The following is a 25,440-nucleotide window of genomic DNA, read 5'->3' as shown; positions in this document are numbered from 1 at the left end:
AGGGTAGTGCCTGGGCCGGGGCGCCCCGGTTGACGCCGGGCGGTTCGCGAACCGTCGGCTGTGACGCTGACGACTACGCTGGCGACCGTGGAACCCGTCTACAGAACCATCATCGGTATCGCGCGCACGATGTTTGCCGCTCAGGGCCTGAAGTTCACGGTCACGGGCGAGGAGAACATCCCGGCCCGGGGCGGGGCGGTGATCGCCGTCAACCACACCGGATACCTGGACTTCACGTACGCCGGCCTGCCGGCGCGCAAGGTCAAGCGGTACATCCGCTTCATGGCCAAGAAGGAGGTCTTCGACAACAAGATCTCCGGGCCGATCATGCGCACGCTCAAGCACATTCCGGTCGATCGCGCCGCCGGTGCCGACTCCTTCCGGGCCGCCGTCGACGACCTGCGCCGGGGCGAACTGGTCGGGGTGTACCCGGAGGCCACCATCAGTCGCAGCTTCGAGCTCAAGGACTTCAAGTCCGGGGCCGCCCGGATGGCCATCGAGGCGGACGTGCCGATCATCCCGGTCGTGATCTGGGGCGCCCAGCGCGTGTGGACCAAGGGGCACCCGAAACGACTGGGCCGCACCAACACCCCGATTTCGATCGCGGTCGGCACCCCGATCGCGCCCCGCGAGCCGGCGGCCGAGCTGACCGCCGAGCTGCACGCGAGCATGTCGGCACTGCTGGCGTCGCTGCAGGCGAGCTACACCCATCCGGCCGGCGAGTTCTGGGTGCCCGCCCGTCTCGGCGGCAGCGCCCCGACGCTGGCGGAGGCCGACCGGATGGACGCCGCCGACGCCGAGGCGAAGGCGGCCCGCCGGGCGCAGGCGCCGCGGGACGGGTCCTCCTGACCGCCACCGCGGGCGGTCGACGGGTGCGGCGTCGGGTGGTCCTCGCCGCGGCGGGCGTCGCGACCCTGCTGGCCGCGGTGGTGCTCGGCTCGATGGCCTGGATCGGCGTCGCCTCCGCAGGCCGAGTCCACGACGCGGCGGACGCGCCCGCGGCGCCGGTGGTGATCGTGCTCGGCGCGAAGGTGCAGGACGGCCGGCCGATGTCGTTCCTGGCCGGCCGTCTCGACGTGGGTGCGGAGCTGGTCCGCACGGGCAAGGCCCGTGCGGTGCTGGTCTCCGGCGATGCAAACGGCAATTCCGGCAACGAGATTGCCGCAATGACCGACTACCTGGTGGACCAGGGCGTCGACCGTGACCTGATCGTCGGTGACGACTACGGGCTGGACACCTACGACACCTGCGCGCGCGCCGCGGCGACCTTCGGGGTGCGCCGGGCGCTGATCGTCAGCCAGGGCAACCATGCCTCCCGCGCGGTCGCGCTGTGCCGGCACGCCGGCATCGACGCGGACGGGGTCAAGGCGGACTGCGACTGCCGGAGGATCACCGTGGCCCGGAACACCGCCCGCGAGTGGATTGCCCGACCGAAGGCCGTCGCGGACATGCTCTCCAACCGGCCGCCGAAGGTGAGCTCGCCCCCGGACGACGCGCTCGATCGGGTGCTGGCGGACTGACCACGCGGGGCGCCGAGCCGCTCGGCCGGGGCGGCGCCGGTGCGGCAAGATGGGTGCGGTGCCGGACAACGGATATGCCAAACCCCTCCTGATCGCCAGCGACGTCGACGGCACGCTGATCGACGACGACGAGATGGTCAGTGCCCGCACCCGCGCGGCCGTGCACGCGGCCGTCGCGGACGGGGTGCCGTTCGTGCTGGCCACCGGCCGCCCGCCGCGGTGGATCGCCCCGGTGGTCGACGGTCTCTCGATGGCGCCGATGACGGTGTGTGCCAACGGCGCCGTGCTCTACGACAGCGCGACGGACCGGGTGCTGCGCGCCGAGACCCTGTCCGCGGACGTGCTGGCCTGGATCGCGGAGCTGGCCAAGTCGGCGCTGCCGGGCTGTGGGCTTGCCGCGGAACGGGTGGGTGCCAGCGCCCACGATGCGGCCACTCCGCAGTTCGTCAGCTCGCCCGACTACGAGCACGCCTGGCTCAACCCCGACGACACCGAGGTCTCCGACGCGGAGGTGATCGCGTACCCGGCGGTGAAGATGCTCATCCGGCTGCCCGGAATCGCCAGCTCACACATGGTCGAGCGGCTCGCCCCGCTGGTCGACGGCCAGGTGGACCTGACCTACTCGACGAACAACGGACTGATCGAGGTCGCCGCGCCCGGGGTCACCAAGGCGTCCGGGCTGATCGCGCTCGCGGAGCTGCTCGGCGTCGACGCCACCGGGATCGTCGCGTTCGGTGACATGCCCAACGACGTGCCGATGCTCTCGATGGCCCGGCACGGCGTGGCGATGGGCAACGCACATCCCGATGCGATCGCGGCCGCCGACGAGGTGACGGCGTCGAACTCCAACGACGGGGTCGCGCGGGTGCTCGAGCGCTGGTGGGCGAACTGACCCAGCCCAGAAGGCCGTGGACCGGCACCCCGGGCGGGGTGCCGGTCCACGGCGTCGGGATCGAAGGGCGTCAGGCGGCCGGGACGAGTGCCTCGACCACGGGGGCCGGTGCCGCGGGGGCGGGTGCGGCCGCGGGGGCCGGAACCGGTGCCGCCGCATCCACGGCCGGCAGGCCTGCGGTGGCGTTCGCGTAGGCCTCGTTGTAGGCCTTCATCACGGTGGTGACCGCGCCGGTGAGCTCGTTGAAGATCAGCGAGCCGAACTCGAAGTCGGTGCGCTTGCCGTCCGGTACCTGGTACTCGTCGCTGGTCGGCAGGCCGAGGAGGCCGGCGTCGAGACCGCTCTCGCTCCAGATCTCGTAGATCTTGCCGAGCACCGACCAGGTGCCGCCGTTGGGCGAGGTGGCGATGGCGCCGTTGTGGAACTTCACGAGGGAATTACCGGCCTTCGCGGGCAGGATCCCGGTCAGGGAGGCGCCGAGACGGCCGAGTTCGCCGCCCTCGGAGATCCACTTCTGCGCGATCGGGGACTGGTCGGTGAGCTTGAGCAGTTCGCCGACCAGGGCGTCGATCGTCTCGATCGACTGATCCACCGAACCGGTGTCGAGCAGGGTCCCGCTGTCGGGGGTTCCGGCCGGGTCGGTCCCGGACGCCGGCGGCTTGTTCACCGGCGGCTTGTTCGACTGAGTCCGGTCCGGTGCGACGGAGAGGATGCCGGTGGACCCGCCGAGGTTCGCCTGGGCGATGGACCGGATCTGGCCCATCTTCGCGTAGGCGGCGTCGCCGGGGCAGCTGGTGTTGCCGACGTCGCGGTGCGCGAAGATGACCGGCAGGTCGACGGCGCTACCCTGCGCGAACGGGGTGAACTCGGTGCCCTCGGAGTACATGGTGGTGTGGCCGGTCGGGTTCAGGCCGGCCCTGCCGAGACGCCAGCCCAGGAACTTGCCGACGGCCTCGACGGTGGCCTGCGGCGGGGTGACGGCCGAGAAGTCGCCCATCATCGCGATGCCCATCGTGTTCTCGTTGAAACCGCCCGCGTGCGCGCCCTGGACGTTGCGGTCGAGTCCGCCCGCCCGGCCCTCGAAGGTCTGGCCGTACTTGTCGACCAGCACGTTGTAGCCGATGTCGCACCAGCCGAGGGTGCGCGCGTGGTACGCGTAGATGGACCGGACGATCTCCACCGACTCGGCCCTGGAGTAGTCGTTGCTGCCGGCTGTGTGGTGCACCGTCGCGCCGCCGAGCGAGTCGTCGTAGCTGGGCGAATCGCAGCGGATGCTCTCGTCGGCGCCCCACTGCGCGCGGGTGATCACCTTCGGTCCGTTGCCGCCGACCGGTCCGGCGATGTCGGTGAGGTCGCCGTCCGCGTCACCGCTGCCGGGCTGGATCAGCACGGCGGTGACGGCGTCCGCGATGTCCGCGGCGGTCGACTGGTCGGTGGTGGTCCCGGGGGCTGCCGGGGCGGTCGGGGCGACCGTCTCCGGTGCCGTCTCCGGTGCCGGTGCCGGTGCCGGATCGCCGCCGGGCGCGGTGTCCTGCGTCCGGAGCGGCGAGCTCAGGGCGGCGGGCGCGAAGCCGACCGCAGGCTTCGCCGGGTCGGCCGGGCTCAACAGGTTGGGCAGCAGTTCGGCGGGCGCGGGGGCGTCCGCGGCGCCGGACGCGGGCACCGCGGCGAGGGCCTGCGCGGCCTTGGTCACCAGCACCTGCACCGCGTTCGTCTCGCCGACGAAGACCGGTTCGGTGCCGGTCTTTCCGCCGGCGGTGCGGTCGTTCTTGCGGGAGTCGACCGGCTCGGTGGCGAACCACGGGCCCCAGGAGCCGTCGGCGAGGCGCGCCCGGATCTTCGCGGCGGCGGCCCCGAGGTCCGAGGTCAGCGCGATCATGCTGAACGGGGATTCGCGGGTGATCTCCTTGACCGCGGTGCCGAACTCCTGCTCCGGCGCCGGGGGAGCGGGGGCAGGCGCCGGGGCGGGCGCGCCGGGGACCGGCTCGGCGATGTCGCCGGCCGCGGGCAGGCCGGGCAGGGCGGGCAGCGTGATGCTGGGCGGCAGGGTCACGCCCTCGGGGAGCGGCAGGTTCTGCGGCAGCGGAATCTCCGTCGGCAGCTTCGCCAGGTTCGACAGTCGCAGGTCGGGCAGGTCGAGGCCGGTGAGCTCCTTGAGCGGGATCACGATGTCGGGGACCTGCGCCAGGACCACCTCCGCGATCTCCGTGGGCACGGTCGGCATGGACTCGGTGGTCGACTGGACCCCGGAGGTACTGGTGACGCCCCACACCGCGAGCGGACTCGCGATGGCTACGGCGGCAACCGTTCCCAGGATGATCGACGGCTTCGATCGGCGGTGCGGCAAGACGACTCCCTAGTTGTTTCGCTGAACCTGCTCGAGGCGCGGCCCCTGCAACGTGTGTTGTGGCTGTTACTCAAGTGACAGATGTTGCCAATGCTCTTGACTCTTGCCACACTAGCCACAGTTTCCCTAAGCCTCAACCTTAGCTTGAGGTTTATGTTGCTCGACTCGGTCGATGAGGGAGTCCAGGCATGGTCATGACCCGTCGGAAGAAATTCACTGCGCGCCGCGCGCCGCGTGTCGGATGGGCGCATCTCGCGTTCCGGGCACTCACCCTCGGCGTCGCACCGGCGCTGGTCGTCGGGGCCGGCGTCGGGGTGGTGGCGGCCCGCGGATCCGGTGGCGACGTCGTCGCCGCGGTGGCCGCGGACACCCCGTTCACGGTCTCCGGGCACGGCCACGGCCACGGCCGCGGCATGGGTCAGTGGGGGGCCTACGGCTACGCGGCCGAGCAGGGTTGGGGCGCCGAACGGATCATCGGTCACTACTACGGCGGCACCGCGCTCGAGCAGCTGCCGCCGCGGGGGATCACGGTCCGGCTGATGGGCCTGGACGGGCAGGGTCTGAACGTCACCTCCGACGCCGGCCTGACCGTCGCGGACCGCCCGGTGGCGCCCGGCGAGGCCGCACACCTGACCGCGATGCCCGACGGTGGCGCCAGCGTCACGGTGACCAAGGGCTGCGACGGGGAGGTGCTCTGGCAGGGCGTGACCGCGAACCCGTGGGTGGACCCGGTGAACCTCGGTGCGGACCGTCCGGCGTTGGAGCACCTGAAATTGTGTGGCGGCAACAGCTTTCGCGGATCGCTCGGTGTCGCACTCGAGGGTGCCGAGCCCAGGGTGGTCAACCACGTAGACCTGGAGGACTACCTGCTGGGCGTGGTGCCGGTCGAGTCGAGGCCGGAGTGGGCGGACACCGGTGGCGCGGAAGCGTTGCGGGCGCAGGCAATTGCCGCGCGGTCCTACGCGGCGTCCGAGGGCAGGTACGGCTACGCGGAGACCTGCGACACCCAGGCCTGCCAGGTCTACGGCGGGTCGACCGCGGAGGACTCCCGGACCACCGAGGCCGTGCGCTCCACGGCGGGCAACACGCTGGTGCGGGACGGAGTGCCGGTGCCGGCCGAGTTCTCTGCCTCCACAGGAGGATTCACGGCAGGCGGCGAGTTCGCGGCGGTCGAGGACGGCGGCGACGCGTCCGCGCCGGTGCACAACTGGACCCAGACGCTCACCGCGGGCGAGATCGCCGAGGCGTTCGGTGTGGGTGAGCTGCAGACGGTGACCGTCACCTCGCGCAACGGGCTCGGCGCCGACGGCGGCCGCGTCACCGGGATGCGGGTGGTCGGCGCCGACAAGACCGTCGACGTCACCGGCGACGACGCGCGCACCGCGCTCGGGCTCAAGTCGGACTGGTTCACCATCGTCGAGGGCCTGACTCCTGCCCCGAGCACCCCGGCGGCCCCGCCGACCGGAGCCGAGCAGGCGCCGCCGGCCGCGCCCGGCGAGCCGGCCCCGGAGGGGGTCGCGCCGTCGGAGATCGAGAAGAAGTACGCGGAACTGGGCGGGGAGAACGGCGTGCTGGGCAAGCCGATCGGACCGGAGTTGTCGATGCCCGACGAGGCGGGTCGGTTCCGGATGTACACCCGCGGAACCATCGTGTGGACGCCGATCACCGGCGCACAGGTCATCGACGCCAGCGTGCTCGAGTCCGCGCTGCCCGGGACCGGCAGCGCGGGCTAGGGCGTCGGCAGGATCGGCCCCGGAGTGCGGGGCCGATCCTGCCCGGAACTCGCCATTGACAAACAGTGTCATCTGTCTCACGCTCGACACATGACGACAACTGTGTCCGGCCAGGCTTGCTACGTTCCTCCGTCCGGCGAGTCCTGGCGCGACCCGTTCGGCATGTACGCGGCGCTGCGTGACCACGACCCCGTGCACCACGTGGTCCCGGAGGCTGCGCCCGCCGACGACTACTGGGTGCTGACCCGGCACGCCGACGTGTTCGCCGCCGCCCGTGACTCCGAGACCTTCTCCTCCGCGGACGGTCTGACCACGCAGTACGGCGAGCTGGACAAGATCGGCATGCGGGACAACCCGCCGCTGGTGATGCAGGACCCGCCGCAGCACACGGACTTCCGCCGACTGGTCGCCCGTGGGTTCACGCCGCGGCAGGTCAACTCCGTCGAACCCGAGGTCCGGGACTTCGTCGTCGAGCGCCTCGAGGGCCTGCGCGCGGCGGGCGGCGGGGACATCGTCACCGCGCTGTTCAAGCCGCTGCCGAGCATGGTCGTCGCGCACTACCTGGGCGTCCCGGCCGAGGACCGGGACCGGTTCGACGGCTGGACCGACTCGATCGTCGCGGCCACCGCCACCGGCGACACCCTCGACGCTGCCGCCGCGGTCGGCGACATGATGGGCTACTTCGGCGGCCTGATCGAGCGCCGCCGCGCCGAGGCGGCGGCCGGGCAGGCCGGGGACGACACCATCTCGCACCTGGTGGACGCCGGGGTCGGCGCGGACGGCGACATCTCGGGGCTGCTGTCCATCCTCGGGTTCGCCTTCACCATGGTCACCGGCGGCAACGACACCACCACCGGGATGCTCGGCGGTGCCGTCCAGTTGCTGACCCAGCGGCCGGACCAGCGGGCGCTGCTGCTCGAGGACCCGTCCCGGATCCCCGATGCCGTCGAGGAACTGCTGCGCCTGACCTCGCCGGTGCAGGGCCTGGCCCGCACCACCACCCGCGACGTCACCATCGAGGGCGTCACCATCCCGGCGGGCCGCAAGACGCTGCTGGTCTACGGCTCCGCCAACCGTGATCCGCGCGCCTACGGCCCGGACGCCGAGGAGTTCGACGTGCTGCGCGCCCCGCGCCAGATCATGACCTTCAGCCACGGCGGGCACCACTGCCTCGGCGCGGCCGCCGCGCGGATGCAGGCCCGCGTCGCGTTGGAGGAACTGCTGCGCCGGTACCCGGACTTCACCGTCGACGTCGACGCCGTCGAGTACGCGCCCGGCAACTACGTGCGCAGGCCCACCCACGTGCCGTTCTCGGTGAGCTGATGCGAGAACCCGACGCCTCCGCGAGCCCGGCCCCCGCCTGGCTGCGTGACGAGCGCACCGAGATCGCGGCGGAACGGATCCTCGACGCCGCCGCGGAACTGTTCGTGGTGCGCGGCGTGGCGACCACCGGCATGGCCGAGGTCGCCAAGGCGGCGGGGTGCTCGCGGGCGACGCTGTACCGGTACTTCGAGAACCGCCGGGCGCTGCACCTCGCCTTCGTGCACCGGGAGGCCCGGCGGCTCGGGGAGCAACTGTCGATGCAGGTCGCCGACATCGCGGACCCGCGCCGACGCGTCGTGGAGGCGACGCTCGGCGCGGTCCGGGAGGTGCGGCAGACACCGACCCTGGCCGCCTGGTTCGGGCTCGGCGACGCGGGCATTGCCTCCGAACTCGCCGGCACGTCGGAGGTCATCGATGTGCTCGGGACGGCCTTCCTCGCCGACTCCGGGCTCGGCGACCACGAGGAGCTCTCCCGGCGGTCCCGCTGGCTGGTCCGGGTGATCGTCTCGCTGCTCACCGTGCCCGGCGCGGACGAGGCCGACGAGCGCGCCATGATCGAGCAGTTCGTGGTCCCGGTGCTGCTGGGACCCACTCGGGGCGACTGACCGCCCGTCGGGCGGCGGGCCGGGTCCGGGGGGATTGTGCGATGTGGGTCACGCCGGTAACCTCTCGCCGCAGTATGTGAGACGACTGGGTCTCACTTTGGCGCGGTGGGGGTCAGATGCAGGGACGGCAAGTTCGAAGACTGGGTCGGGTGGGTGCAGTCGGCGCAGCGCTCGCGCTGTCGGTGACGATGGCCGCCGGGACGGTGGCCGCGGACCCCGCGGATCGGCCGGTGGTGGTGGCGCCCGCGCCTCCACTTCCCGCCCTGCCGAGCCCGCCGGAGCTCGATCCCGCGTTCTATGCGCCGCCGCGCTCGGCCTACGAGTCGCTGGAGCCGGGCGAGATCATCGCGGCGCGCGAGGTGACGGTCGCCAACCTCAGCGTGGTCCCGGTGAACGTCGACGCCTGGCAGTTGTCGTACCGATCCACGAACACCCGCGGCGAGCCCGTCGCCGCGGTCACGACGGTGCTCAAGCCTCGTGGTCCGGCCCGCGACGGCGGCGGCAAGCTCGTGTCGTTCCAGATCGCCGAGGACGCGACCGCCCAGTACTGCGCGCCCTCGTACGCGATGCAGCTCGGCTCGATCCCGACCCTCGTCACCGGCTCGCAGATCGTCTCCGCCGAGTTCCTCGAGGTGCAGACGGCGCTCGCGCAGGGCTGGGCGGTGTCGGTCCCGGACTACCAGGGCCCGAACTCGGCCTACGCCGCGGGACCGCTCGGCGGCCGCCTCGCCCTCGACGGTGTCCGCGCCGCGGAGCGGTTCGCACCGCTCGGGCTCCCGGGCGCGCAGACCCGGGTCGGCCTGTGGGGGTACTCGGGAGGGGCGATCGCGACCGGCCACGCCGCCGAGCTGCACCCGTCCTACGCCCCCGAGCTGAACCTCGTCGGGGTCGCCGAGGGCGGCGTGCCCGCCGACCTGAGCGTGCTGCTGACCAACGCGAACAACGCGGCACCGTCGGGGCTGGTGCTCGGGGCCGTGATCGGTCTCGGCCGGGAGTACCCGGAGTTCCAGCAGTTCCTCGACCAGAAGATGAACCCGCTCGGCCGCGCGCTGATCGCGGCGAAGAACCCGCTGTGTGTCGCCTACCAGGCCGCGCTGGTGCCGTTCGTGAACAACAAGGGCCTGCTCGACGTGCCCGGTGACCCCCTCGACGAACCCGTGGTGCGGTCGGTGATCGACCGGACCCGGATGGGCAAGACCGTGCCGACGGCGCCGCTGTTCGTCTACCAGTCCAACCCGGACTGGATCGTCCCGGTCGGGCAGGTGAACACCCTGGTGGACACCTATTGCAAGGACCCGGCGGCGCGGGTGCAGTACACCCGTGACCACGCCAGCGAACACCTCTCGCTCGGGGCGATCGGGGCGCCGAGCGCGCTGCTGTGGCTGAAGGACCGGATGGACGGGATCCCGGCCCAGCCGGGTTGTGCGACGCGCGACGTCGGCTCCATGGCCCTCGACCAGTCGACCTGGCCGACGTTCACCGCCGCCGTCGGGGAGGTGCTGGCGGGCCTGTTCGGCAAGGCGATCGGCGCCCAGGGCTGACCACGCGAGCACATCCGCTGGTCAGCGGGCGGTCGGGCGCTCGCTGACCAGCGCCACCAGGATGGTGCTCAGTACCTCCACCAGATCGGTGACCGGTGGCCGTGGCTCGGTGATGCTCCACTGGTGGACCAGCCCGTTCACGGCGCCGATGAAGGCCGTCGCCGACGTCTCGTACCCGCCCGGAGGTCGGACGTCGGGGCCGACCAGTTGTCCGAGCAGGGTCTCGAACACGGTGCCCCAGGTCTTGCGCTGGGCGAGTCGGTGCTGCTCCACCTGCGCGTTGACGCCGACGATCTCGACGAACGCGATCTTCGCGCGCCGGGCGTCGGTGCCGATCGAACGCACGTAGGCGGTCATCACCGTCGAGGCCCGCTCCCACAGGTCGTCGGTGATCGCCGCGGCGTATGCGCTCGCGATGGCCGCGCCTGCGTCGCGCTGGATGTCGTCGTACAGCGCGACGAGGACCTCTTCGCGGCCGGCGAATGCCTCGTAGAACTGTCGACGCGAGAGGCCGGCCTCGGCGCAGACGTCACTGATGGTGCTGTTGGCGTAGGACTTGTCGGCGAACACGGTCAGGGCCGCGTCGAGGAAACGCGCTCGCCGGTCCGCTCGCCGGTCCGCGACTGACCTGCCCCCGTAGTTCCGGGTCGAATCCGGCGTCGACACCGCCCGAGCCTACCGCCGGGCGGTCTCGCACCCGATCCGGCTCCGGTCAGAGGGCGACGCCGCCGACCAGCTGTCCGATTCCGTAGGTGACGGCCATCGCGAGCGCGCCGCCCAGCACCACCCGGGTCACCGCGCGGCCGCGGTCGGACCCGCCGAGCCGGGCGCTCACGCTGCCGGTCAGGGCCAGCGCGACGAGCACCGCGACGACCGTGACCGGGATCCGCGCGGTGGCCGGTGTGAGGAGCACCGCGATCAGCGGCAGCAGCGCGCCGAGCGTGAACGAGACCGCCGAGGACGCGGCGGCCTGCCAGGGGTTGGTGAGCGCGTCGGGGTTGATGCCCAGTTCGACCTCGGCGTGCGCGGCGAAGGCGTCGTGCGCGGTCAGTTCCTCGGCCACCGTGCGCGCGGTCGCGGGCGACAGTCCCTTCGCCTCGTAGAGCCCGGTGAGCTCGGCGAGTTCCTCCTCGGGCGATGCGGCGAGTTCGGCGCGCTCCTTCTCCAGCAGCGCGCGCTCGGTGTCGCGTTGGGTGCTCACCGAGACGTACTCGCCGAGTGCCATCGACACCGCGCCCGCGGCGAGCCCGGCGAGGCCGGCCGTGAGGATCGACCCGCGGTCGGTGGTCGCGGCCGCGACGCCGACCACCAGGCCTGCCGTCGAGACGATGCCGTCGTTGGCGCCGAGGACGCCCGCCCGCAGCCAGTTCAGCTTGGCGTAGAGGCCCGGGCCGTGCGGTTCCGCGGCACTCTGGGCGCGGTCGGGGGGTTCCGGGGCGGTCGACACGTCCTCCGAGTCGGTGCTCATGGTCGGAACGGTAGTGGCTGTGAGGGGCTGCGACCAGCAATGCAAGGCTGTCCGAGGTGGTCGGGCGCGGCGCCCCGCCACGGGCGCGCAGCGCGTCGACGAGGACGAAACGAGGACGACGATGACCGACTCCGCCGGACATGTGAACTCGGATCCGGCGTCCCGGCCCGGGATCCACGCCGACCTGCTGGCGGCGAGGACGCGGCTGTACGACCCGTGCGGGTTCGCCTGTTCGCGGCCGGTGCCCGAGCCGGAGAGCGCGGCGTACGGGGCGTACGAGTTCACACTCAACGGGCGGGCGGTCAGGTACCGCGTCGCGAGGACGACGCCGACGAAGGTCGGACAGTTCGTGACGCTGTGGAAGCGGCCCGGCCCGGGTCCGATCGCGCCCTTCGACGCCGCCGACCCCGTCGACCTGTTCGTCGTCAGCTGCCGCGACGGCGACCACTTCGGGCAGTTCGTGTTCACCCACGAGGTGCTGCGCGACCGCGGCGTGCTCTCGCGTGCCGGCGAGGGCGGCAAGCGGGCGATCCGCGTCTACCCGCCATGGGTGACGACCAGCAGTCGCCAGGCCGGTGCCACTCAGGCCTGGCAGCTGGAGTACTTCCTGCCGATTCCCGCCGGCCATCCGGTCGACTTCGTCCGGGCGCAGGCGCTGCACCGCGGATGAATCCGGGGGTGGGTCGGCTCGCCTTGACCTTGGCGCAACGCCAACCTCCGTCCCGGGCATGTCGACACCGACAACAAGTCAGGGAACGGACGTGGGGAACCCGACCGGGGAGTGGACCGTCGCGGGACCACATCCTGGGCCTGGCGGAGATGTACGTCACCGACCAGCGGTTTGCCGCGAACCACGGCGGCGTCGGCGGCGCGACGTTCGTCCCGTGACGCGATGCGGGCGTACGTCGAAAGCACCTTCCGGCAGCGCGCCGGGCGTCCGATCAGCGCCGACGGCGGTGTCGGATACCCTGGTTGCCCGTGACCTCTGTTACCGAGAACTCCGCGTCCTCCGGCCAGTACGACCTGATCATCGTCGGTTCCGGATTCTTCGGACTGACCATCGCCGAGCGGGCCGCGACCCAGCTCGGCAAGCGGGTGCTGGTCCTCGACCGCCGCAACCACCTCGGCGGCAACGCCTACTCGGCGCCGGAGCCGGAGACCGGCATCGAGGTGCACCAGTACGGAGCTCACCTGTTCCACACGTCCAACCAGCGGGTCTGGGACTACGTCACCCAGTTCACCGAGTTCACGGGCTACCAGCACCGGGTCTTCGCGATGCACAAGGGGCAGTCGTACCAGTTCCCGATGGGCCTGGGCCTGGTGTCGCAGTTCTTCGGCCGGTACTTCAGCCCCGAGGAGGCTCGCGCGCTGATCGCCGAGCAGTCCGCCGAGATCGACAGCAAGGACGCCACCAACCTCGAGGAGAAGGCGATCTCGCTGATCGGGCGCCCGCTCTACGAGGCGTTCGTCCGCGACTACACCGCCAAGCAGTGGCAGACGGACCCGAAGAACCTGCCCGCAGGCAACATCAGTCGGCTGCCGGTCCGCTACACCTTCGACAACCGCTACTTCAACGACACCTACGAGGGGTTGCCGGTCGACGGCTACACCGCGTGGCTCGAGAACATGGTCACCGACGAGCGCATCGAGGTCCGACTCGACACCGACTGGTTCGACGTCCGCGACGAGCTGCGCGCCGCCAGCCCCGACGCTCCCATCGTCTACACCGGCCCGCTGGACCGCTACTTCGACTACGCCGACGGCGAGCTGGGCTGGCGCACCCTCGACTTCGAGACCGAGGTGCTGCCGACCGGCGACTTCCAGGGCACCCCGGTGATGAACTACAACGACGCGGACGTGCCCTACACCCGCATCCACGAGTTCCGGCACTTCCACCCGGAGCGCGAGTACCCGGCCGACAAGACCGTCATCATGCGCGAGTTCTCCCGGTTCGCGGAGAGCACGGACGAGCCGTACTACCCGATCAACACCCCCGAGGACCGGCAGAAGCTCGAGGCGTACCGCGCCCGCGCCAAGCAGGAGACCGCGGACCAGAAGGTGCTCTTCGGCGGTCGCCTGGGCACCTACCAGTACCTCGACATGCACATGGCCATCGCGAGCGCGCTGAGCATGTTCGACAACACCCTGCGCCCGCACCTCGAGTCCGGCGCGGCGCTGGGCAACGGGACCGCCGAGTGAGCGCGCGGCACCTGATCGAGGCGGACGTGGCCGCCGACGACCACGTCGAACTGCGTGGCAAGGCACTGCTGCAGCGCGTGCTGCTGCCGCGGCCGGGCGAGCCGCTCGACGTGCGCACCCTCTACCTCGAGGAGTCGGGCACCAATGCCGGTCGGGCGCATGCCCTCTCGCGCACCTCGCTGTCGATCGGCGCCGAGTCCGAGGTGTCCTTCTGCACCTACTTCAACGCCTTCCCGGCCAGCTACTGGCGGCGCTGGAGCATCCTGGACTCGGTGGTGCTGCGGCTCGAGCTGAGCGGGCACTGCCGCGTCGACGTCTACCGGTCCAAGGCCGATTCCTCGCGAATTCACGTGGAGGGCAAGGAATTCGAGGACGGCGACACGACCCTGGAGTTCGAGGTCGAGTTGGCGCCGTTCGAGGACGGCGGCTGGATCTGGTTCGACGTCACCAGCGACACCGCGGTGACGGTGGAGAGCGCCGGCTGGTACGCCCCGATGGAGGCGCCCGGCGAGGCAGGCGTCGCGCTGGGCATCCCGACCTTCAACCGCCCCACCGACTGTGTCAAGGCGCTGACCGCGATCGGCTCCGATCCGCTGGTGATGGACGTGGTCAAGGCCGTCATCATCCCGGACCAGGGCACCCGCAAGGTCCGCGACGAGCCGGGCTTCGCCGAGGCCGCGGCCGTGCTGGGGGACCGGCTCGCGATGCACGACCAGGCCAACCTCGGTGGCTCCGGCGGCTACAGCCGGATCATGTACGAGGCCCTGAAGACCACCGACTGCCAGCACATCCTGTTCATGGACGACGACATCGAGATCGAACCGGACTCGATCCTGCGCGCCCTGGCACTGTCCCGGTTCGCCAAGTCGCCGATGCTGATCGGCGGGCAGATGCTCAACCTGCAGGAACGCAGCCACCTGCACTCGATGGGCGAGGCGCTGAACCGCGGGACCTTCATGTGGACCGCGGCGCCCAACGTCGAGTACGACCATGACTTCGCGAAGTACCCGCTCAGCGACCGGGAGAACTCGAAGCTGCTGCACCGGCGCATCGACGTCGACTTCAACGGCTGGTGGATGTGCATGATCCCGCGCGTCGTCGCGGAGGAGATCGGCCAGCCGCTGCCGTTGTTCATCAAGTGGGACGACGTCGAGTACGGGCTCCGTGCCCGGGCGGCGGGCTACCCGACCGTCACCATGCCGGGCGCGGCGATCTGGCACATGGCCTGGTCCGACAAGGACGACGCCATCGACTGGCAGGCCTACTTCCACCTGCGCAACCGCCTGGTGGTGGCCTCGCTGTACATGCCGGGCAACGGCCGCGGCCTGGTGCTCGACACCGTCAAGGCCACCGTCAAGCACCTGCTCTGCCTCGAGTACTCCACCGTCGCCATCCAGAACCGGGCGATCGCGGACTTCCTCGGCGGCCCGGAGCACATCTTCGACCTGCTGCCGACCGCGCTGGGCGAGGTGCGCGCGTTGCGTGAGCAGTTCCCCGACGCCGTCGTGGTGCCGTCCTCGACCAGCCTGCCGCTGGCGTCCGGCGCGGGCGTCGGCGCGGTGGGGGAGCCGCACGGTCCGCTGGCCAAGATCGTCCGACTCGGCAAGGGCCTGGTGCACAACCTCAAGCCCGCCGTCGAGGAGCACCACGAGCGTCCGCAGCTGAACGTCCCGACGCTCGACGCCCGCTGGTTCCTGCTCTCGCAGGTCGACGGGGTCACCGTCACCACCGCCGACGGTCGCGGCGTCGTCTACCGCAAGCGCGACCCGCGCCAGGCGTGGGCGCTGCTCAAGGAGGCGCTGCGGCTGCGCCGCGAGCTGGCCGCCCGGTTCCCCGCGCTCAAGGCCGAGTATGCGGCCGCGGTGCCGGCGCTGACCAGCAAGGAGAGGTGGGAAAGTGTCTTCCAGTACGAGGCCTGAGTCGGCCGCCGAGGTACGGGTGCTCAACGCGGTGCAGGGCACCGTCGGCGCCCAGCCCGGCGTGATCGCCGCCGCCCGCGGCATGTCGCACTTCGGTGAGCACGCCCTCGGCTGGGTCGCGATCGCCGGTGTGGGTGCCGCGCTGGACCGTCCCCGCCGTCGGCAGTGGGCCGGCGTCGCCGTCGGCGCCGTCGGCGCGCACGCCGCGTCGATCGTGATCAAGCGGGTCGTCCGCCGGGCCCGCCCGAACGATCCGTCGGTGCAGGTCAACGTGTCCACGCCGAGCAAGCTGAGCTTTCCCTCCTCGCACGCCACGTCGACGACTGCCGCCGCTGTGCTGCTCGGACGGCTGACGGGACTACCCTTGCCCGCGGTGCTGGTGCCCCCGATGCTGCTCTCGCGGCTGGTCCTCGGAGTGCACTACCCGACCGATGTGCTCGCCGGATCCGCCCTTGGCGCAGTCTCGGCCGCAGTAGTGCTGCGCGCCGAAAAGAAGTTTGGAGAGAAATGAGCGAGGAGCCGACCGAGGTCGCCGGTCCCCCCAAGACGCTGCTGGGTGGGATGGTCAAGGCGGTCCGACCGCGGCAGTGGATCAAGAACGTCCTGGTACTGGCGGCGCCGCTGGCCGCCGGGTCCGTCACCCAGGCCGACGTGCTGCTGCCGGTGGCGTTGGCGTTCGTGGTGTTCTGCATGGCGGCTTCCGGCATCTACCTGGTCAACGACGCGATGGACGTCGAGGCCGACCGGGCCCATCCCACCAAGCGTTTCCGCCCCATCGCCGCCGGCGTGCTGCCGGTCAACCTGGCCTACGCGATGGCCGTGGTGCTGCTGGCCGGCGCGATCGGCCTCTCGTTCCTGGCGAACTGGCAGCTCGCGTTGGTGATGGCCGTCTACATCGCCATCCAGCTCGCGTACTGCTTCGGGCTCAAGCACCAGGCCGTGCTCGACATCTGCATCGTGTCCTCGGGCTTCCTGCTGCGCGCGATCGCCGGTGGCGTCGCCGCCGAGATCCCGCTGTCGCAGTGGTTCCTGCTGATCATGGCCTTCGGATCGCTGTTCATGGCGGCAGGCAAGCGCTACGCGGAGCTGCAGCTGGCCGAGCGAACCGGCGCGAAGATCCGCAAGTCGCTCGAGTACTACACCGGCACCTACCTGCGCTTCGTGTGGACGCTGTCCGCCACGGCAGTGGTGATCTGCTACGGGCTGTGGGCGTTCGAACGGGACCAGGCCGAAGGCACCAACTGGTTCGCCATCTCGATGATCCCGTTCACCATCGCGATCCTGCGGTACGCCGTGGACGTCGACGGCGGCGAGGCCGGCGAGCCGGAGGAGATCGCACTCGGTGACCGGGTGCTGCAGTTCCTCGCGCTGGCCTGGATCGGAGCGGTGGGTGTCGCTGTCTACCTCGCCTGACATCGCACGTCCCGACGCGTCCGGACCGCCCCAGCCCTCGACCGAACCCCCGTTGCCGAGGTCGGTGACCCGGGCGGTGTACCTGGGCGGGGTGGTGCTGACCGCCGTCCTGTTCGTCTGGGGTGCCTGGGAGCGTCGGTGGATCGCCGACGACGGCCTGATCGTGCTGCGGACGGTGCGGAACCTGCTGGCAGGCAACGGTCCGGTGTTCAACGCGGGCGAGCGGGTCGAGGCGAACACCAGCACCGTGTGGACCTACCTGGTCTACGCGTTCGGCTGGTTGACGGAGATCAGGCTCGAGTACGTGGTGCTGGCGCTGGCGCTGGTGCTCTCCGGCGCGGCCGTGCTGCTCGGCATGCTGGGCACCGGCGCGCTGTGGACCGACCGGGCCGGGGCGCGGGGGCGGTCCGTCCTGCTGCTGCCCGCGGGCGTCCTCGCCTACATTGCCGTCCCCCCGGCCCGTGACTTCGCCACCTCCGGGCTCGAGACGTGCCTGGTGATCTTCTGGATCGCGCTGGTGTGGCTGCTGATGGTGCAGTGGTCGCAGCGCGAGCCGACCACCGCCCGGGTGCTGACGTTGGCCTTCGTGGCCGGCCTGGGCCCGCTGGTCCGCCCCGAGATGGTGATCGTGGCCGGGCTGGCGCTCCTTATGATCTTCCTCACACCGGGCGGCTGGAAGCGTCGCGTCGCGATCGTCGCGGTCGCCGGCGCGCTGCCGGTCGGCTACCAGATCTGGCGGATGGGCTACTACGGCCTGCCCTATCCGAACACCGCGGTGTCCAAGGACGCCGGCGGAGCCAAGTGGGGTCAGGGCTGGTCCTACCTGTGGAACCTGGCCGGCCCGTACTGGCTGTGGCTGCCGTTGCTGCTGGTCGGCGGCTATGTCGGCTGGGTGGTGCTGCGCGCTCGCGCCGACCGGGCGGACGACGGCCGCGGCGCCGCCGAATCGTCCTCGGGCCGCCTCGGCCTGCTGCTGGGGCGGCTGCACTCGCCCGCCGCCGTGGTGCTGTTCATGCTCGGTTCCGGTTTGTTGCTGGGCGTCTACTCGGTCCGCGTCGGCGGCGACTTCATGCACGGCCGGGTGCTGCTGCCGGCACTGTTCTGTCTGGTCCTGCCGATCGCGGTGCTGCCCGTCCGGGTGCCGGCCCGCGACCAGTGGGGCAGGACCCCGGCGACCGCACTGTTCGCGGCCGGGTCCCTGGCCTGGTTGGCGACGGTGGTGTGGGCGATCTCGATCTCGACCGTCACGGGCATGCCGAACGGCACCGTTGTCGGCAAGTCGGGCATCGTCGACGAGCGCGCCTTCTACATCCTCAACACCGGCCACGCCCACCCGATCCGGGCCGAGGACTACCTCGACTACCCGCGGATGCGAGCGATGGTCGAGGCGATCGGAAACACCCCGGACGGTGGCGTGCTGCTCCCGGCCGCCGCGTACACCTACTGGGACGTGGTACCGCCACCCGCGCCGATCCCCGAGGGCGGTGCCGGTCACGTCGTCTACTTCCTGAACCTCGGGATGACGAGCATGAACGTCGGGCTGGACGTGCGGGTGCTAGACCAGATGGGTCTGGCCTATCCGCTCGCGGCCCACACCGAACGGCTCGACGACGGCCGGATCGGCCACGACAAGGCCCTCTATCCGGACTGGGTGATCGCGGACACCGGCATGGTGGACGTGCACCCCTGGCTGCCCTCGTACCTCGACGAGAACTGGGTGCGGCAGGCGCAGGTCGCGCTCACCTGCCCGGAGACAAGTGAGTTGCTGGAGTCTTACCGGTCCGAGCTGACGAGGCCGTTGTTCGTCCGAAACCTGAAGAACGCCTTGGACTATGCGGGGTACCGATTCGACCGGGTGCCGGCGTACGAGATCGAGCGGTGTGGGCTCACGCCACCGCCGCCGGTCGAGCCGAGGTAGGCCGCCGCGGATCGTAATCTACATCTCGTTTCAGTAACGATGGATCCCTGGCGGTCGATGAGGTGAGAGTGTGCATCGCGGTCACGGGCACCCCGTGACCGCTGTTGTCAGAGCAAGTTCGGTGACATACAGTCCACCGAGCGCAGTGTGACCTTGAGTCGTTCCACTGCCGTTTCTACGTGAGTAGCGACGGACGGTGGCCGACGCCGATCGTGTGCCGCCTTGGCGGACACCGCAAGCAACAGAGAGAGAGCAGTATTCATGCGTATAGGCAGACCGAGGTTTTCTGATCGCCTCAAGCGACGCGTTCTCGGCCTATCGGCCGCGGCGCTCGTCCTGCCCCTAGCCGCTGGTATTGCAGGTACCGCTGTGGCCGGCGCCGCCCCGGTCGCGCACCGCGCGCCGGCAGGTGGATTCGAAGAGGTGATGGTCCCGTCCTCGATGGGTCCGATCAAGGTCCAGATCCAGTGGGCCTCGCGTGGTGGCGACGCCGCGCTGTACCTGCTCGACGGCCTGCGTGCCCGCAACGACCGCAACGCCTGGTCGTTCGAGACCAACGCGCTCGACCAGTTCCGCAACGACAACGTCACCCTGGTGATGCCGGTCGGCGGCGAGTCCAGCTTCTACAGCGACTGGATTTCGCCCTCGAACTTCAACGGCCAGGATGGCACCTACAAGTGGGAGACCTTCCTCACCAAGGAGCTCCCGGACTACTTGGAGACCCGCGGCGTCTCGCGCAGCAACAACGGCATTCTCGGCCTGTCGATGGGTGGCTCCGCCGCCCTGACCCTGGCGGCCTACCACCGCGACCAGTTCAAGTTCGCGGCCTCGCTGTCCGGCTACCTGAACATCTCGGCGCCCGGCATGCGTGAGGCCATCCGCGTCGCGATGCTCGATGCCGGTCGCTACAACGTCGACGCCATGTGGGGCCCGCCGTGGAGCAAGGCGTGGCTGCGCAACGACCCGTTCGTCTTCGCCCCGAAGCTCAAGGGCCTGTCGATGTACGTGTCTGCCGCCAGCGGACTGCCCGGTCAGTACGACCGCCCGAGCTCGGCGATCGACTACTACAACACCGCCAACGGCATGGCGCTCGAGGCGCTCTCGCTCGCGAACACCCGCGCGTTCCAGGTCCGCCTGGGCACCCTCGGCATCCCGGCCACCTACAACTTCCCCGCCACCGGCGTCCACTCGTGGCGCTACTGGCAGGACGAGCTGGGCAATGCCCGCGGCCAGATCCTGGACGCCCTGAACGCCCGGTGACCTGATCAACCGCATGGAGTAGTCATCGATGCCGTCCCCCTGCCAACCGGCCGGGCGGGACGGCATCGCTGTTTTGCCGATCCGAACCCGAAGCAACAATTGCACCACTGGTCACAGCGAGTCACCCGCGTCGGCCGTCGGCCGCCGTGTAGAAAGAATTGCGAGCAGCTGGCGGCACCACCGCGTCTGCCGCTCGGGCCTGGGTCGACGGAGTGCCTGTGGCCCAAGAGCAGAAAGTGAGTCACCGTCAGATGCGACCAGCACTGAGGAATCCGGGCCTGCGGCCCGAACGGACCCGTCGTGGACGGACCCTGGGACTGTTGGCGGCCGCACTGGTGCTGCCGACCGCGGCGGGGCTCACTGGCGTGGCGAACGCGGACCCGACGACGACCACAGCGACAACGACGACGGCCACGGCCACGGCCACACCGACCGACTCGGACGGCGAGGCGCTGGTCCCGGTGACGACGAAGCCGGTCGCGCAGACGTCGTCCTCCGCGGTCGCGACCACCACCACGGCTGAGCCGACGACGACCACGGCGACCACCACGACGGAGGTCACGACCACCACCGTGGCGCCGACCACGACGACGACCACCGAGGAGCCGGCGCCTGCGCCGCGTGCGATGACCGCACGCTCGGCGGCGGCCCCGTCCCAGTCGATGCCCGGTGTCTCGAAGGTGCAGTGGATCACCGACCGCCGCGTCGCGCTGTGGGTCGACTCCCCGTCGATGGGCGCACCCTTCCAGGTGCAGGTGATGCTGGCGCGGGACTGGAACGCCAAGCCCGACGCGACCTTCCCGGCGCTGTACATGCTCGACGGCCTGCGCGCGCAGGACGACGAGAGCGGTTGGACCATCGAGACGGACGCCGCGAGCTTCTTCGCGGACAAGAACGTCAACGTGATCCTGCCGGTCGGCGGCGAGTCCAGCTTCTACGTCGACTGGCTGGAGCCGGACAAGGGCAAGTTCTACCAGCTCGAGACGTTCCTGACGAAGGAGCTGCCGCCGGTCCTCGAGAACAGCATGCGGACCACCGACACCCGTGGCGTGATCGGTCTGTCCATGGGTGGCACCTCCGCCATATCGCTCACCGAGCGCAACCCCGGCTTCTTCAAGTTCGCGGGCTCGTTCTCCGGCTACCTGAACACCACCTCGCTCGGCATGCCGCAGGCGCTGCGGTACGCGATGAACGACGCGGGCGGCTACAACGTCGACAAGATGTGGGGTCCGCCGAGCAACCCGGCGTGGGCCGCGCACGACCCGTACGTGAACGCCGAGAAGCTCAAGGGCGTGAGCCTCTACATCTCCAGCGGCAGCGGCATGACCGGTCCCTACGACCAGCCGTCCGGCATCCCCGGCGTCTCCACCAACTACGCGGGCATGGGCCTGGAGATTCTGTCCCGACTGACCTCGCAGTCCTTCGCGACCAAGCTGAACAAGCTCGGCATCCCGGCGCAGGTGAACTACCGCCCGTCCGGCACCCACTCGTGGCCGTACTGGCAGTTCGAACTGCACCAGGCGTGGCCGCAGGTGGCCAACACGCTCGGCGTCTCCTTGGACGCCCCGGCGTGCGCGCCGGGTGGGGCGATCAAGCCCGTCGCGGACGCCAACCCCTGGCTCGGTGGCTGCGTCACCGGCGAGTACGGCGTGCCCGGCGGTGTGGCCCAGGACTTCCGCAACGGCCGGATCTTCTTCTCCAACGGCACCGGCGCCCAGGTGGTCGCCGGCATGATCGGTGGCGCGTACCAGGGCATCGGTGGCCCCGGCGGCCCGCTCGGCCTGCCCACCACCAGCGAGAACGGCACCCCGGACGGTCGCGGTCGGTACAACCACTTCCAGGCCGGCTCGATCTACTGGACGCCGCAGAGCGGCGCGCACGCGGTGCGCGGCACGATCCGGGACGAGTGGTCCAAGCAGGGCTGGGAGCAGGGTCCGCTCGGATACCCGGTGGCCGACGAGATCAACACGCCCGGCAAGGACGGCGCGGTGCAGGGCTTCGAGATCGGGGCCATGTACTGGAGCCCGGCCAACGGCGCCAACGCGGTGCAGGGCCTGATCATGGCGAAGTACGGCTCGATGGGCTTCGAGAACAGTTGGCTCGGATTCCCCAAGACCAGTGAGATCCCGGTCAAGGACTTCGGCCGCTTCAACGTGTTCGACGGCGGCAACATCTACTGGTCGCCGCTCAGCGGTGCCTGGCCGGTCGCCAACGGACCGGTGTTCGACGCCTGGAAGAGCCAGGGCTACGAGAACGGTCGACTCGGCTTCCCGATCGGTGACGCGCGCGACATTCCCGGTGGCGTCCAGCAGGACTTCCAGGGCGGCAGCATCACGACCGCCGGCGGCAAGGGCGACGTCCACTTCCGTTAGAGCCACGCAGCGGGCCGCGGCCGGGCGTTCGCGCCAGGTCCCGGCCCGCTGTCGTCGGTACGCTCGACTGCGAATCCGCCCCCGACCCCGAGGATTGACACAGACAATGCCCGATTCCACTCGTAGGCCCTTCTCGCGAGCCCTGGCCGTCGGCGTGATGCTGGCGGCGTCCGTCGGCGTCCTCGCCGGCTGCGGCAGCGACGACTCGACGGCAAGCAGCACCCCGACGCTGACCACCGCGCAGTCGCCGGGGTCGGCGACGGTACCGCCGCTCAACACCGACATCGAGGTGCCGCCCTACACGCCGCCCGCGGTCGCGGCCACCGCGCCGCCGGAGACCCCGGAGACGGTGCCCAGCGGTTTTCCGGGCCCCACCAAGGCACCCGAGATCGACAGCCGTGGGCGGGCGTACCTCGACGCCTTGAAGGCAGGCGGCGTGACCCCGGCCGAGGGCGGCGACATCGCGATCTCGACCGCGAACTACATCTGTGCGGCCACGGCGGACAACGTGCCGTCCGAGGAGATCTCCGCGTTCGTGACCGGCATGGCAGGCGTCGAGGCCGGGATGAGTGGCGCCACCGTGACCCCGGAGGATGCAGCACGGGCGGCGCAGGTCTACATCGACGCCGCGCGTGAGAGCTACTGCAAGTAGCCGATGATGAGTGCCGCAAGGAAGGGCCGCAGGTCGGCCGGTAGCCGCCTGCTGCGACTGTTGATCATGCTGATCGTGCTGCTGCTGCTCGCCATCGCGGCGCTGGTGGCGTGGTACCTGCTGGCCGGGCGGGTGCCCACACCGCCGCCCGGCCCGCCGCCGGCACCGGGCCGTCCCGACGCGCAGTCCGCGGACTGCGCGGACGTGCAGGTGGTGGCGATCCCCGGTACCTGGGAGTCCAGCGCGACGGACAACCCGTTCGACCCGACCGCCAACCCGGCCTCGCTGATGCTCAACATCACCCGGCCGCTGGCCGAGCAGTTCCCCGGACAGCGCGTGCAGGTCTACACGGTCCCGTACGTGGCACAGTTCTCCAACCCCATTGCGCTGCCGCCGGACGGTCAGACGTCGTACAACAAGAGTCGCGCCGAGGGCACCGCGCGGGCCACCGAGGCGATCGCGTCGATGCACGCGAACTGCCCGCTGACCAGCTACGTGCTGATGGGCTTCTCCCAGGGCGCGGTCATCGCCGGCGACCTCGCGGCCGGCATCGGCGCGGGGAACGGCCCGGTCCCGCAGGACCTGGTGCTCGGGGTGGGCCTGATCGCCGACGGTCGACGCGACCCCGCGACCGGGAGCGATGTCGGTCCGCCGGTCATCGGGGTCGGCGCGGAATTGTCGTTGAACGGTCTGAAGGTGCCGGGCATCACGATGACCGGTGCGCGTCCCGGCGGCTTCGGTGAGCTCAACGGGCGGGTCGCGCAGATCTGTGCGCCGAGCGACGGAATCTGCGATGCTCCACCGAATGCGTTCACGCCGGGCAACATCCTGGCAAGCCTGGCGCGGGTCGGGGAGTACTTCAACAACCCTGTGCATGCGCTGTACAACAGCTACGTCGTGGACCAAAGTGGCACCACGGCCACCCAGTGGATGACAAACTGGGCTGCCGAAAGGGTGCGGTCCGCGCCGACCCCTGCGCACAACTAGTGGGGGAGAACACCTACCCGATAGAGTGGTCAATCGGCCACCCGCCGCCTCCACGCCGCTGCGCTCAGTTCCTGCTCAGTGCCCTTCGCTCTGCCCAGTTTCAGGAGAAGTGATCGATGAGTTCCGCCGACGCCGCTGCGCCGCGCAAGTTCCGGTTCGCCGCGGGCGGTGAGGGCAACTCCGAGGAAGGGGGTGCCCGCCGCTTCGTCAAGCTCGCGCAGAAGGCCGAGGAGCTCGGCTACGACAGCTTCATGATCCCGGACCACCTGGGCAACCAGGTCGGTCCGATCGCCGCGCTCGGCGCGCTGGCCGTCGCGACGGACAAGATTCGGATCGGCACCGCGGTGTTGGCCAACGGGTTCCGTCATCCCGCCGTCCTGGCCAAGGACGCCGCGACCATCGACGTGCTCTCCGGCGGCCGGCTCGAGCTGGGCATCGGTGCCGGTTGGATGAAGGAAGAGTTCGACAAGGGCGGGATCGCCTACGACAGCCCCGGCGTGCGGATTGCCAAGCTGGAGGAGACGCTGCAGATCCTGGACACGCTGCTGCGCGGCCAGGAGTGCAACTTCCAGGGCGAGTACTTCCAGATCAACGGACTCAAGGGCAGTCCGCGGCCGCGTCAGGGCCCGCGTCCGCCCATCGCGGTCGGTGGCGGCGGTCCGAAGATGCTTGCCTTGGCGGCCAAGTACGCCGACATCATCTCCGTGGCGGCGCCCAGCAACAAGGAGGGCAAGATGCTGCTCTCCGGCATCACCATGGAGGCGACCGCGGCCCGGGTGGAGAAGATCCGGGAAGCGGCAGGCGACCGGTTCGACGACATCGAACTGAACTGGACGATCACCGCGATCATGCCGACCGACGACCGCGAGGCGATGGCGGAGATGGCACTGGCCGCCCTCGACAACGGCTACCCGCCGAACATCGAGGTCGACGTGAAGCTGAGCGTCGAGGACATTCTCAACTCGCCGTACCTGGCATTCGGCACCTATGAGGAGATCGCCGACCAGATCCGCGCGGTCCGGGCCCGCACCTCCATGTCGTACGTCGGGATCTTCCCGACCCAGATGGAGGCCTTCGCTCCGGTTATCGCCGAACTCAGGGGTGAGTGAGAGCATCCGCCGCTGCGCGGTCCGGTATCTGTAACATGCTTTTGGTTTGGATACCGAACCGATTCGTTACCGTTACGAGATATAAGAACAAGAAGCCACTTGACCATTGCTCGACCACCCCGTGCCACACGGGGTTGCAGCCCGTCGGAACCACCTAGTCGCACCGAGGGCTTGCCTTGGAG

22 protein-coding genes are annotated in these 25,440 nt (G+C 70.4%); 18 read left to right on the top strand and 4 right to left on the bottom strand.

From position 1 onward, the window contains the following. Positions 1 to 87 precede the first annotated feature (87 nt). The 3 genes from ACFO6S_RS20735 to ACFO6S_RS20725 all read left to right on the top strand — a co-directional run bounded on the left by ACFO6S_RS20735 (position 88) and on the right by ACFO6S_RS20725 (position 2,412). Positions 88 to 849 (top strand): lysophospholipid acyltransferase family protein, encoded by a 762-nt coding sequence (locus ACFO6S_RS20735; RefSeq protein WP_378419858.1) that lies wholly within the window; start codon positions 88 to 90, stop codon positions 847 to 849. A 92-nt stretch (positions 850 to 941) separates the two neighbouring features. After that, positions 942 to 1,520, top strand: a complete 579-nt coding sequence (locus ACFO6S_RS20730; protein WP_378419962.1) for a SanA/YdcF family protein — start codon at positions 942 to 944, stop codon at positions 1,518 to 1,520. Between the two features lie 49 nt (positions 1,521 to 1,569). Continuing rightward, complete coding sequence (locus ACFO6S_RS20725) at positions 1,570 to 2,412, top strand: HAD family hydrolase (protein ID WP_378419857.1); 843 nt, start codon at positions 1,570 to 1,572, stop codon at positions 2,410 to 2,412. 70 nt (positions 2,413 to 2,482) lie between these two features. Here ACFO6S_RS20725 and ACFO6S_RS20720 read toward each other — a convergent pair whose 3' ends face one another. After that, positions 2,483 to 4,759 carry an N-acetylmuramoyl-L-alanine amidase gene (locus tag ACFO6S_RS20720; protein ID WP_378419856.1) on the bottom strand — a complete coding sequence of 759 codons (2,277 nt, stop codon included), beginning with the start codon at positions 4,757 to 4,759 and terminating at the stop codon, positions 2,483 to 2,485. A gap of 188 nt (positions 4,760 to 4,947) precedes the next feature. On the opposite strand from ACFO6S_RS20720, the gene ACFO6S_RS20715 reads away from it, so the two are divergent. From ACFO6S_RS20715 to ACFO6S_RS20700, 4 genes are all read left to right on the top strand, one after another. Next, positions 4,948 to 6,492 carry a SpoIID/LytB domain-containing protein gene (locus ACFO6S_RS20715; protein WP_378419855.1) on the top strand — a complete coding sequence of 515 codons (1,545 nt, stop codon included), beginning with the start codon at positions 4,948 to 4,950 and terminating at the stop codon, positions 6,490 to 6,492. Positions 6,493 to 6,582: 90 nt separating this feature from the next. Further along, positions 6,583 to 7,815, top strand: a complete 1,233-nt coding sequence (locus ACFO6S_RS20710; protein ID WP_378419854.1) for a cytochrome P450 — start codon at positions 6,583 to 6,585, stop codon at positions 7,813 to 7,815. After that, entirely contained in the window at positions 7,815 to 8,420 is a 606-nt protein-coding gene (locus ACFO6S_RS20705) for a TetR/AcrR family transcriptional regulator (RefSeq protein WP_378419853.1), read from the top strand. Before ACFO6S_RS20710 ends, ACFO6S_RS20705 begins: the two co-directional genes overlap by 1 nt. 116 nt (positions 8,421 to 8,536) lie before the next feature. Continuing rightward, positions 8,537 to 9,961, top strand: coding sequence for a lipase family protein (locus tag ACFO6S_RS20700; RefSeq protein WP_378419852.1), 1,425 nt, complete (start codon positions 8,537 to 8,539; stop codon positions 9,959 to 9,961). A gap of 21 nt (positions 9,962 to 9,982) precedes the next feature. Here ACFO6S_RS20700 and ACFO6S_RS20695 read toward each other — a convergent pair whose 3' ends face one another. Together ACFO6S_RS20695 and ACFO6S_RS20690 are read right to left on the bottom strand one after the other, a co-directional pair. After that, entirely contained in the window at positions 9,983 to 10,627 is a 645-nt protein-coding gene (locus tag ACFO6S_RS20695) for a TetR/AcrR family transcriptional regulator (RefSeq protein ID WP_378419851.1), read from the bottom strand. A 46-nt stretch (positions 10,628 to 10,673) separates the two neighbouring features. After that, the gene (locus tag ACFO6S_RS20690; RefSeq protein ID WP_378419850.1) at positions 10,674 to 11,429 is read right to left on the bottom strand and encodes a VIT1/CCC1 transporter family protein; all 756 of its coding nucleotides are present in this window, start codon (positions 11,427 to 11,429) and stop codon (positions 10,674 to 10,676) included. 121 nt (positions 11,430 to 11,550) lie between these two features. Between ACFO6S_RS20690 and ACFO6S_RS20685 the strand changes: the two genes are divergently transcribed. From ACFO6S_RS20685 to ACFO6S_RS20655, 7 genes are all read left to right on the top strand, one after another. Beyond that, complete coding sequence (locus ACFO6S_RS20685; RefSeq protein WP_378419849.1) at positions 11,551 to 12,099, top strand: MepB family protein; 549 nt, start codon at positions 11,551 to 11,553, stop codon at positions 12,097 to 12,099. A gap of 308 nt (positions 12,100 to 12,407) precedes the next feature. Continuing rightward, positions 12,408 to 13,628, top strand: coding sequence for a UDP-galactopyranose mutase (glf, locus tag ACFO6S_RS20680; RefSeq protein ID WP_378419848.1), 1,221 nt, complete (start codon positions 12,408 to 12,410; stop codon positions 13,626 to 13,628). Then, positions 13,625 to 15,547, top strand: a complete 1,923-nt coding sequence (locus ACFO6S_RS20675) for a glycosyltransferase (RefSeq protein WP_378419847.1) — start codon at positions 13,625 to 13,627, stop codon at positions 15,545 to 15,547. Before glf ends, ACFO6S_RS20675 begins: the two co-directional genes overlap by 4 nt. Beyond that, on the top strand, positions 15,525 to 16,058 hold the full coding sequence (locus ACFO6S_RS20670; protein ID WP_378419846.1) for a phosphatase PAP2 family protein: 534 nt from the start codon (positions 15,525 to 15,527) through the stop codon (positions 16,056 to 16,058). Before ACFO6S_RS20675 ends, ACFO6S_RS20670 begins: the two co-directional genes overlap by 23 nt. Next, positions 16,055 to 16,960: a decaprenyl-phosphate phosphoribosyltransferase gene (locus ACFO6S_RS20665; RefSeq protein WP_378419845.1), complete on the top strand. Its 906-nt coding sequence runs from the start codon at positions 16,055 to 16,057 to the stop codon at positions 16,958 to 16,960. Before ACFO6S_RS20670 ends, ACFO6S_RS20665 begins: the two co-directional genes overlap by 4 nt. Before the next feature lie 52 nt (positions 16,961 to 17,012). After that, positions 17,013 to 18,878 carry an arabinofuranosyltransferase AftB family protein gene (gene zomB, locus ACFO6S_RS20660; RefSeq protein ID WP_378419844.1) on the top strand — a complete coding sequence of 622 codons (1,866 nt, stop codon included), beginning with the start codon at positions 17,013 to 17,015 and terminating at the stop codon, positions 18,876 to 18,878. 261 nt (positions 18,879 to 19,139) lie between these two features. Next, positions 19,140 to 20,138, top strand: a complete 999-nt coding sequence (locus ACFO6S_RS20655) for an alpha/beta hydrolase (RefSeq protein WP_378419843.1) — start codon at positions 19,140 to 19,142, stop codon at positions 20,136 to 20,138. A 247-nt stretch (positions 20,139 to 20,385) separates the two neighbouring features. On the opposite strand, the gene ACFO6S_RS20650 is transcribed toward ACFO6S_RS20655, so the two are convergent. Further along, entirely contained in the window at positions 20,386 to 20,700 is a 315-nt protein-coding gene (locus ACFO6S_RS20650) for a hypothetical protein (RefSeq protein ID WP_378419842.1), read from the bottom strand. 10 nt (positions 20,701 to 20,710) lie between these two features. On the opposite strand from ACFO6S_RS20650, the gene ACFO6S_RS20645 reads away from it, so the two are divergent. The 4 genes from ACFO6S_RS20645 to ACFO6S_RS20630 all read left to right on the top strand — a co-directional run bounded on the left by ACFO6S_RS20645 (position 20,711) and on the right by ACFO6S_RS20630 (position 25,258). Then, positions 20,711 to 22,510 carry an alpha/beta hydrolase-fold protein gene (locus tag ACFO6S_RS20645; protein ID WP_378419841.1) on the top strand — a complete coding sequence of 600 codons (1,800 nt, stop codon included), beginning with the start codon at positions 20,711 to 20,713 and terminating at the stop codon, positions 22,508 to 22,510. A gap of 106 nt (positions 22,511 to 22,616) precedes the next feature. Continuing rightward, positions 22,617 to 23,162, top strand: a complete 546-nt coding sequence (locus tag ACFO6S_RS20640) for a DUF732 domain-containing protein (protein WP_378419840.1) — start codon at positions 22,617 to 22,619, stop codon at positions 23,160 to 23,162. A 6-nt stretch (positions 23,163 to 23,168) separates the two neighbouring features. After that, on the top strand, positions 23,169 to 24,149 hold the full coding sequence (locus ACFO6S_RS20635; protein ID WP_378419839.1) for a cutinase family protein: 981 nt from the start codon (positions 23,169 to 23,171) through the stop codon (positions 24,147 to 24,149). Between the two features lie 116 nt (positions 24,150 to 24,265). Continuing rightward, entirely contained in the window at positions 24,266 to 25,258 is a 993-nt protein-coding gene (locus tag ACFO6S_RS20630; RefSeq protein WP_378419838.1) for an LLM class F420-dependent oxidoreductase, read from the top strand. Positions 25,259 to 25,440 lie beyond the last annotated feature (182 nt).

It is taken from the genome of Rhodococcus kronopolitis (genome assembly GCF_042654025.1).
Taxonomy (GTDB): Bacteria; Actinomycetota; Actinomycetes; order Mycobacteriales; family Mycobacteriaceae; genus Rhodococcus_G; species Rhodococcus_G kronopolitis.
Note: the sequence above shows the minus strand (reverse complement) of the source record. Positions and strands in the feature narration are given on the sequence as shown.

What these genes read in the sequence shown, in the direction of transcription:
- ACFO6S_RS20705 (WP_378419853.1), top strand. Translation starts at nt 7,815, where the DNA reads ATGCGAGAACCCGACGCCTCCGCGAGCCCGGCCCCCGCCTGGCTGCGT.
- ACFO6S_RS20700 (WP_378419852.1), top strand. Translation starts at nt 8,537, where the DNA reads ATGCAGGGACGGCAAGTTCGAAGACTGGGTCGGGTGGGTGCAGTCGGC.
- ACFO6S_RS20655 (WP_378419843.1), top strand. Translation starts at nt 19,140, where the DNA reads ATGCGTATAGGCAGACCGAGGTTTTCTGATCGCCTCAAGCGACGCGTT.
- ACFO6S_RS20640 (WP_378419840.1), top strand. Translation starts at nt 22,617, where the DNA reads ATGCCCGATTCCACTCGTAGGCCCTTCTCGCGAGCCCTGGCCGTCGGC.
- ACFO6S_RS20725 (WP_378419857.1), top strand. Translation starts at nt 1,570, where the DNA reads ATGGGTGCGGTGCCGGACAACGGATATGCCAAACCCCTCCTGATCGCC.
- ACFO6S_RS20730 (WP_378419962.1), top strand. Translation starts at nt 942, where the DNA reads ATGGCCTGGATCGGCGTCGCCTCCGCAGGCCGAGTCCACGACGCGGCG.
- ACFO6S_RS20715 (WP_378419855.1), top strand. Translation starts at nt 4,948, where the DNA reads ATGGTCATGACCCGTCGGAAGAAATTCACTGCGCGCCGCGCGCCGCGT.
- ACFO6S_RS20665 (WP_378419845.1), top strand. Translation starts at nt 16,055, where the DNA reads ATGAGCGAGGAGCCGACCGAGGTCGCCGGTCCCCCCAAGACGCTGCTG.
- ACFO6S_RS20685 (WP_378419849.1), top strand. Translation starts at nt 11,551, where the DNA reads ATGACCGACTCCGCCGGACATGTGAACTCGGATCCGGCGTCCCGGCCC.
- ACFO6S_RS20635 (WP_378419839.1), top strand. Translation starts at nt 23,169, where the DNA reads ATGAGTGCCGCAAGGAAGGGCCGCAGGTCGGCCGGTAGCCGCCTGCTG.
- ACFO6S_RS20630 (WP_378419838.1), top strand. Translation starts at nt 24,266, where the DNA reads ATGAGTTCCGCCGACGCCGCTGCGCCGCGCAAGTTCCGGTTCGCCGCG.
- ACFO6S_RS20690 (WP_378419850.1), bottom strand. Translation starts at nt 11,429, where the DNA reads ATGAGCACCGACTCGGAGGACGTGTCGACCGCCCCGGAACCCCCCGAC.
- ACFO6S_RS20710 (WP_378419854.1), top strand. Translation starts at nt 6,583, where the DNA reads ATGACGACAACTGTGTCCGGCCAGGCTTGCTACGTTCCTCCGTCCGGC.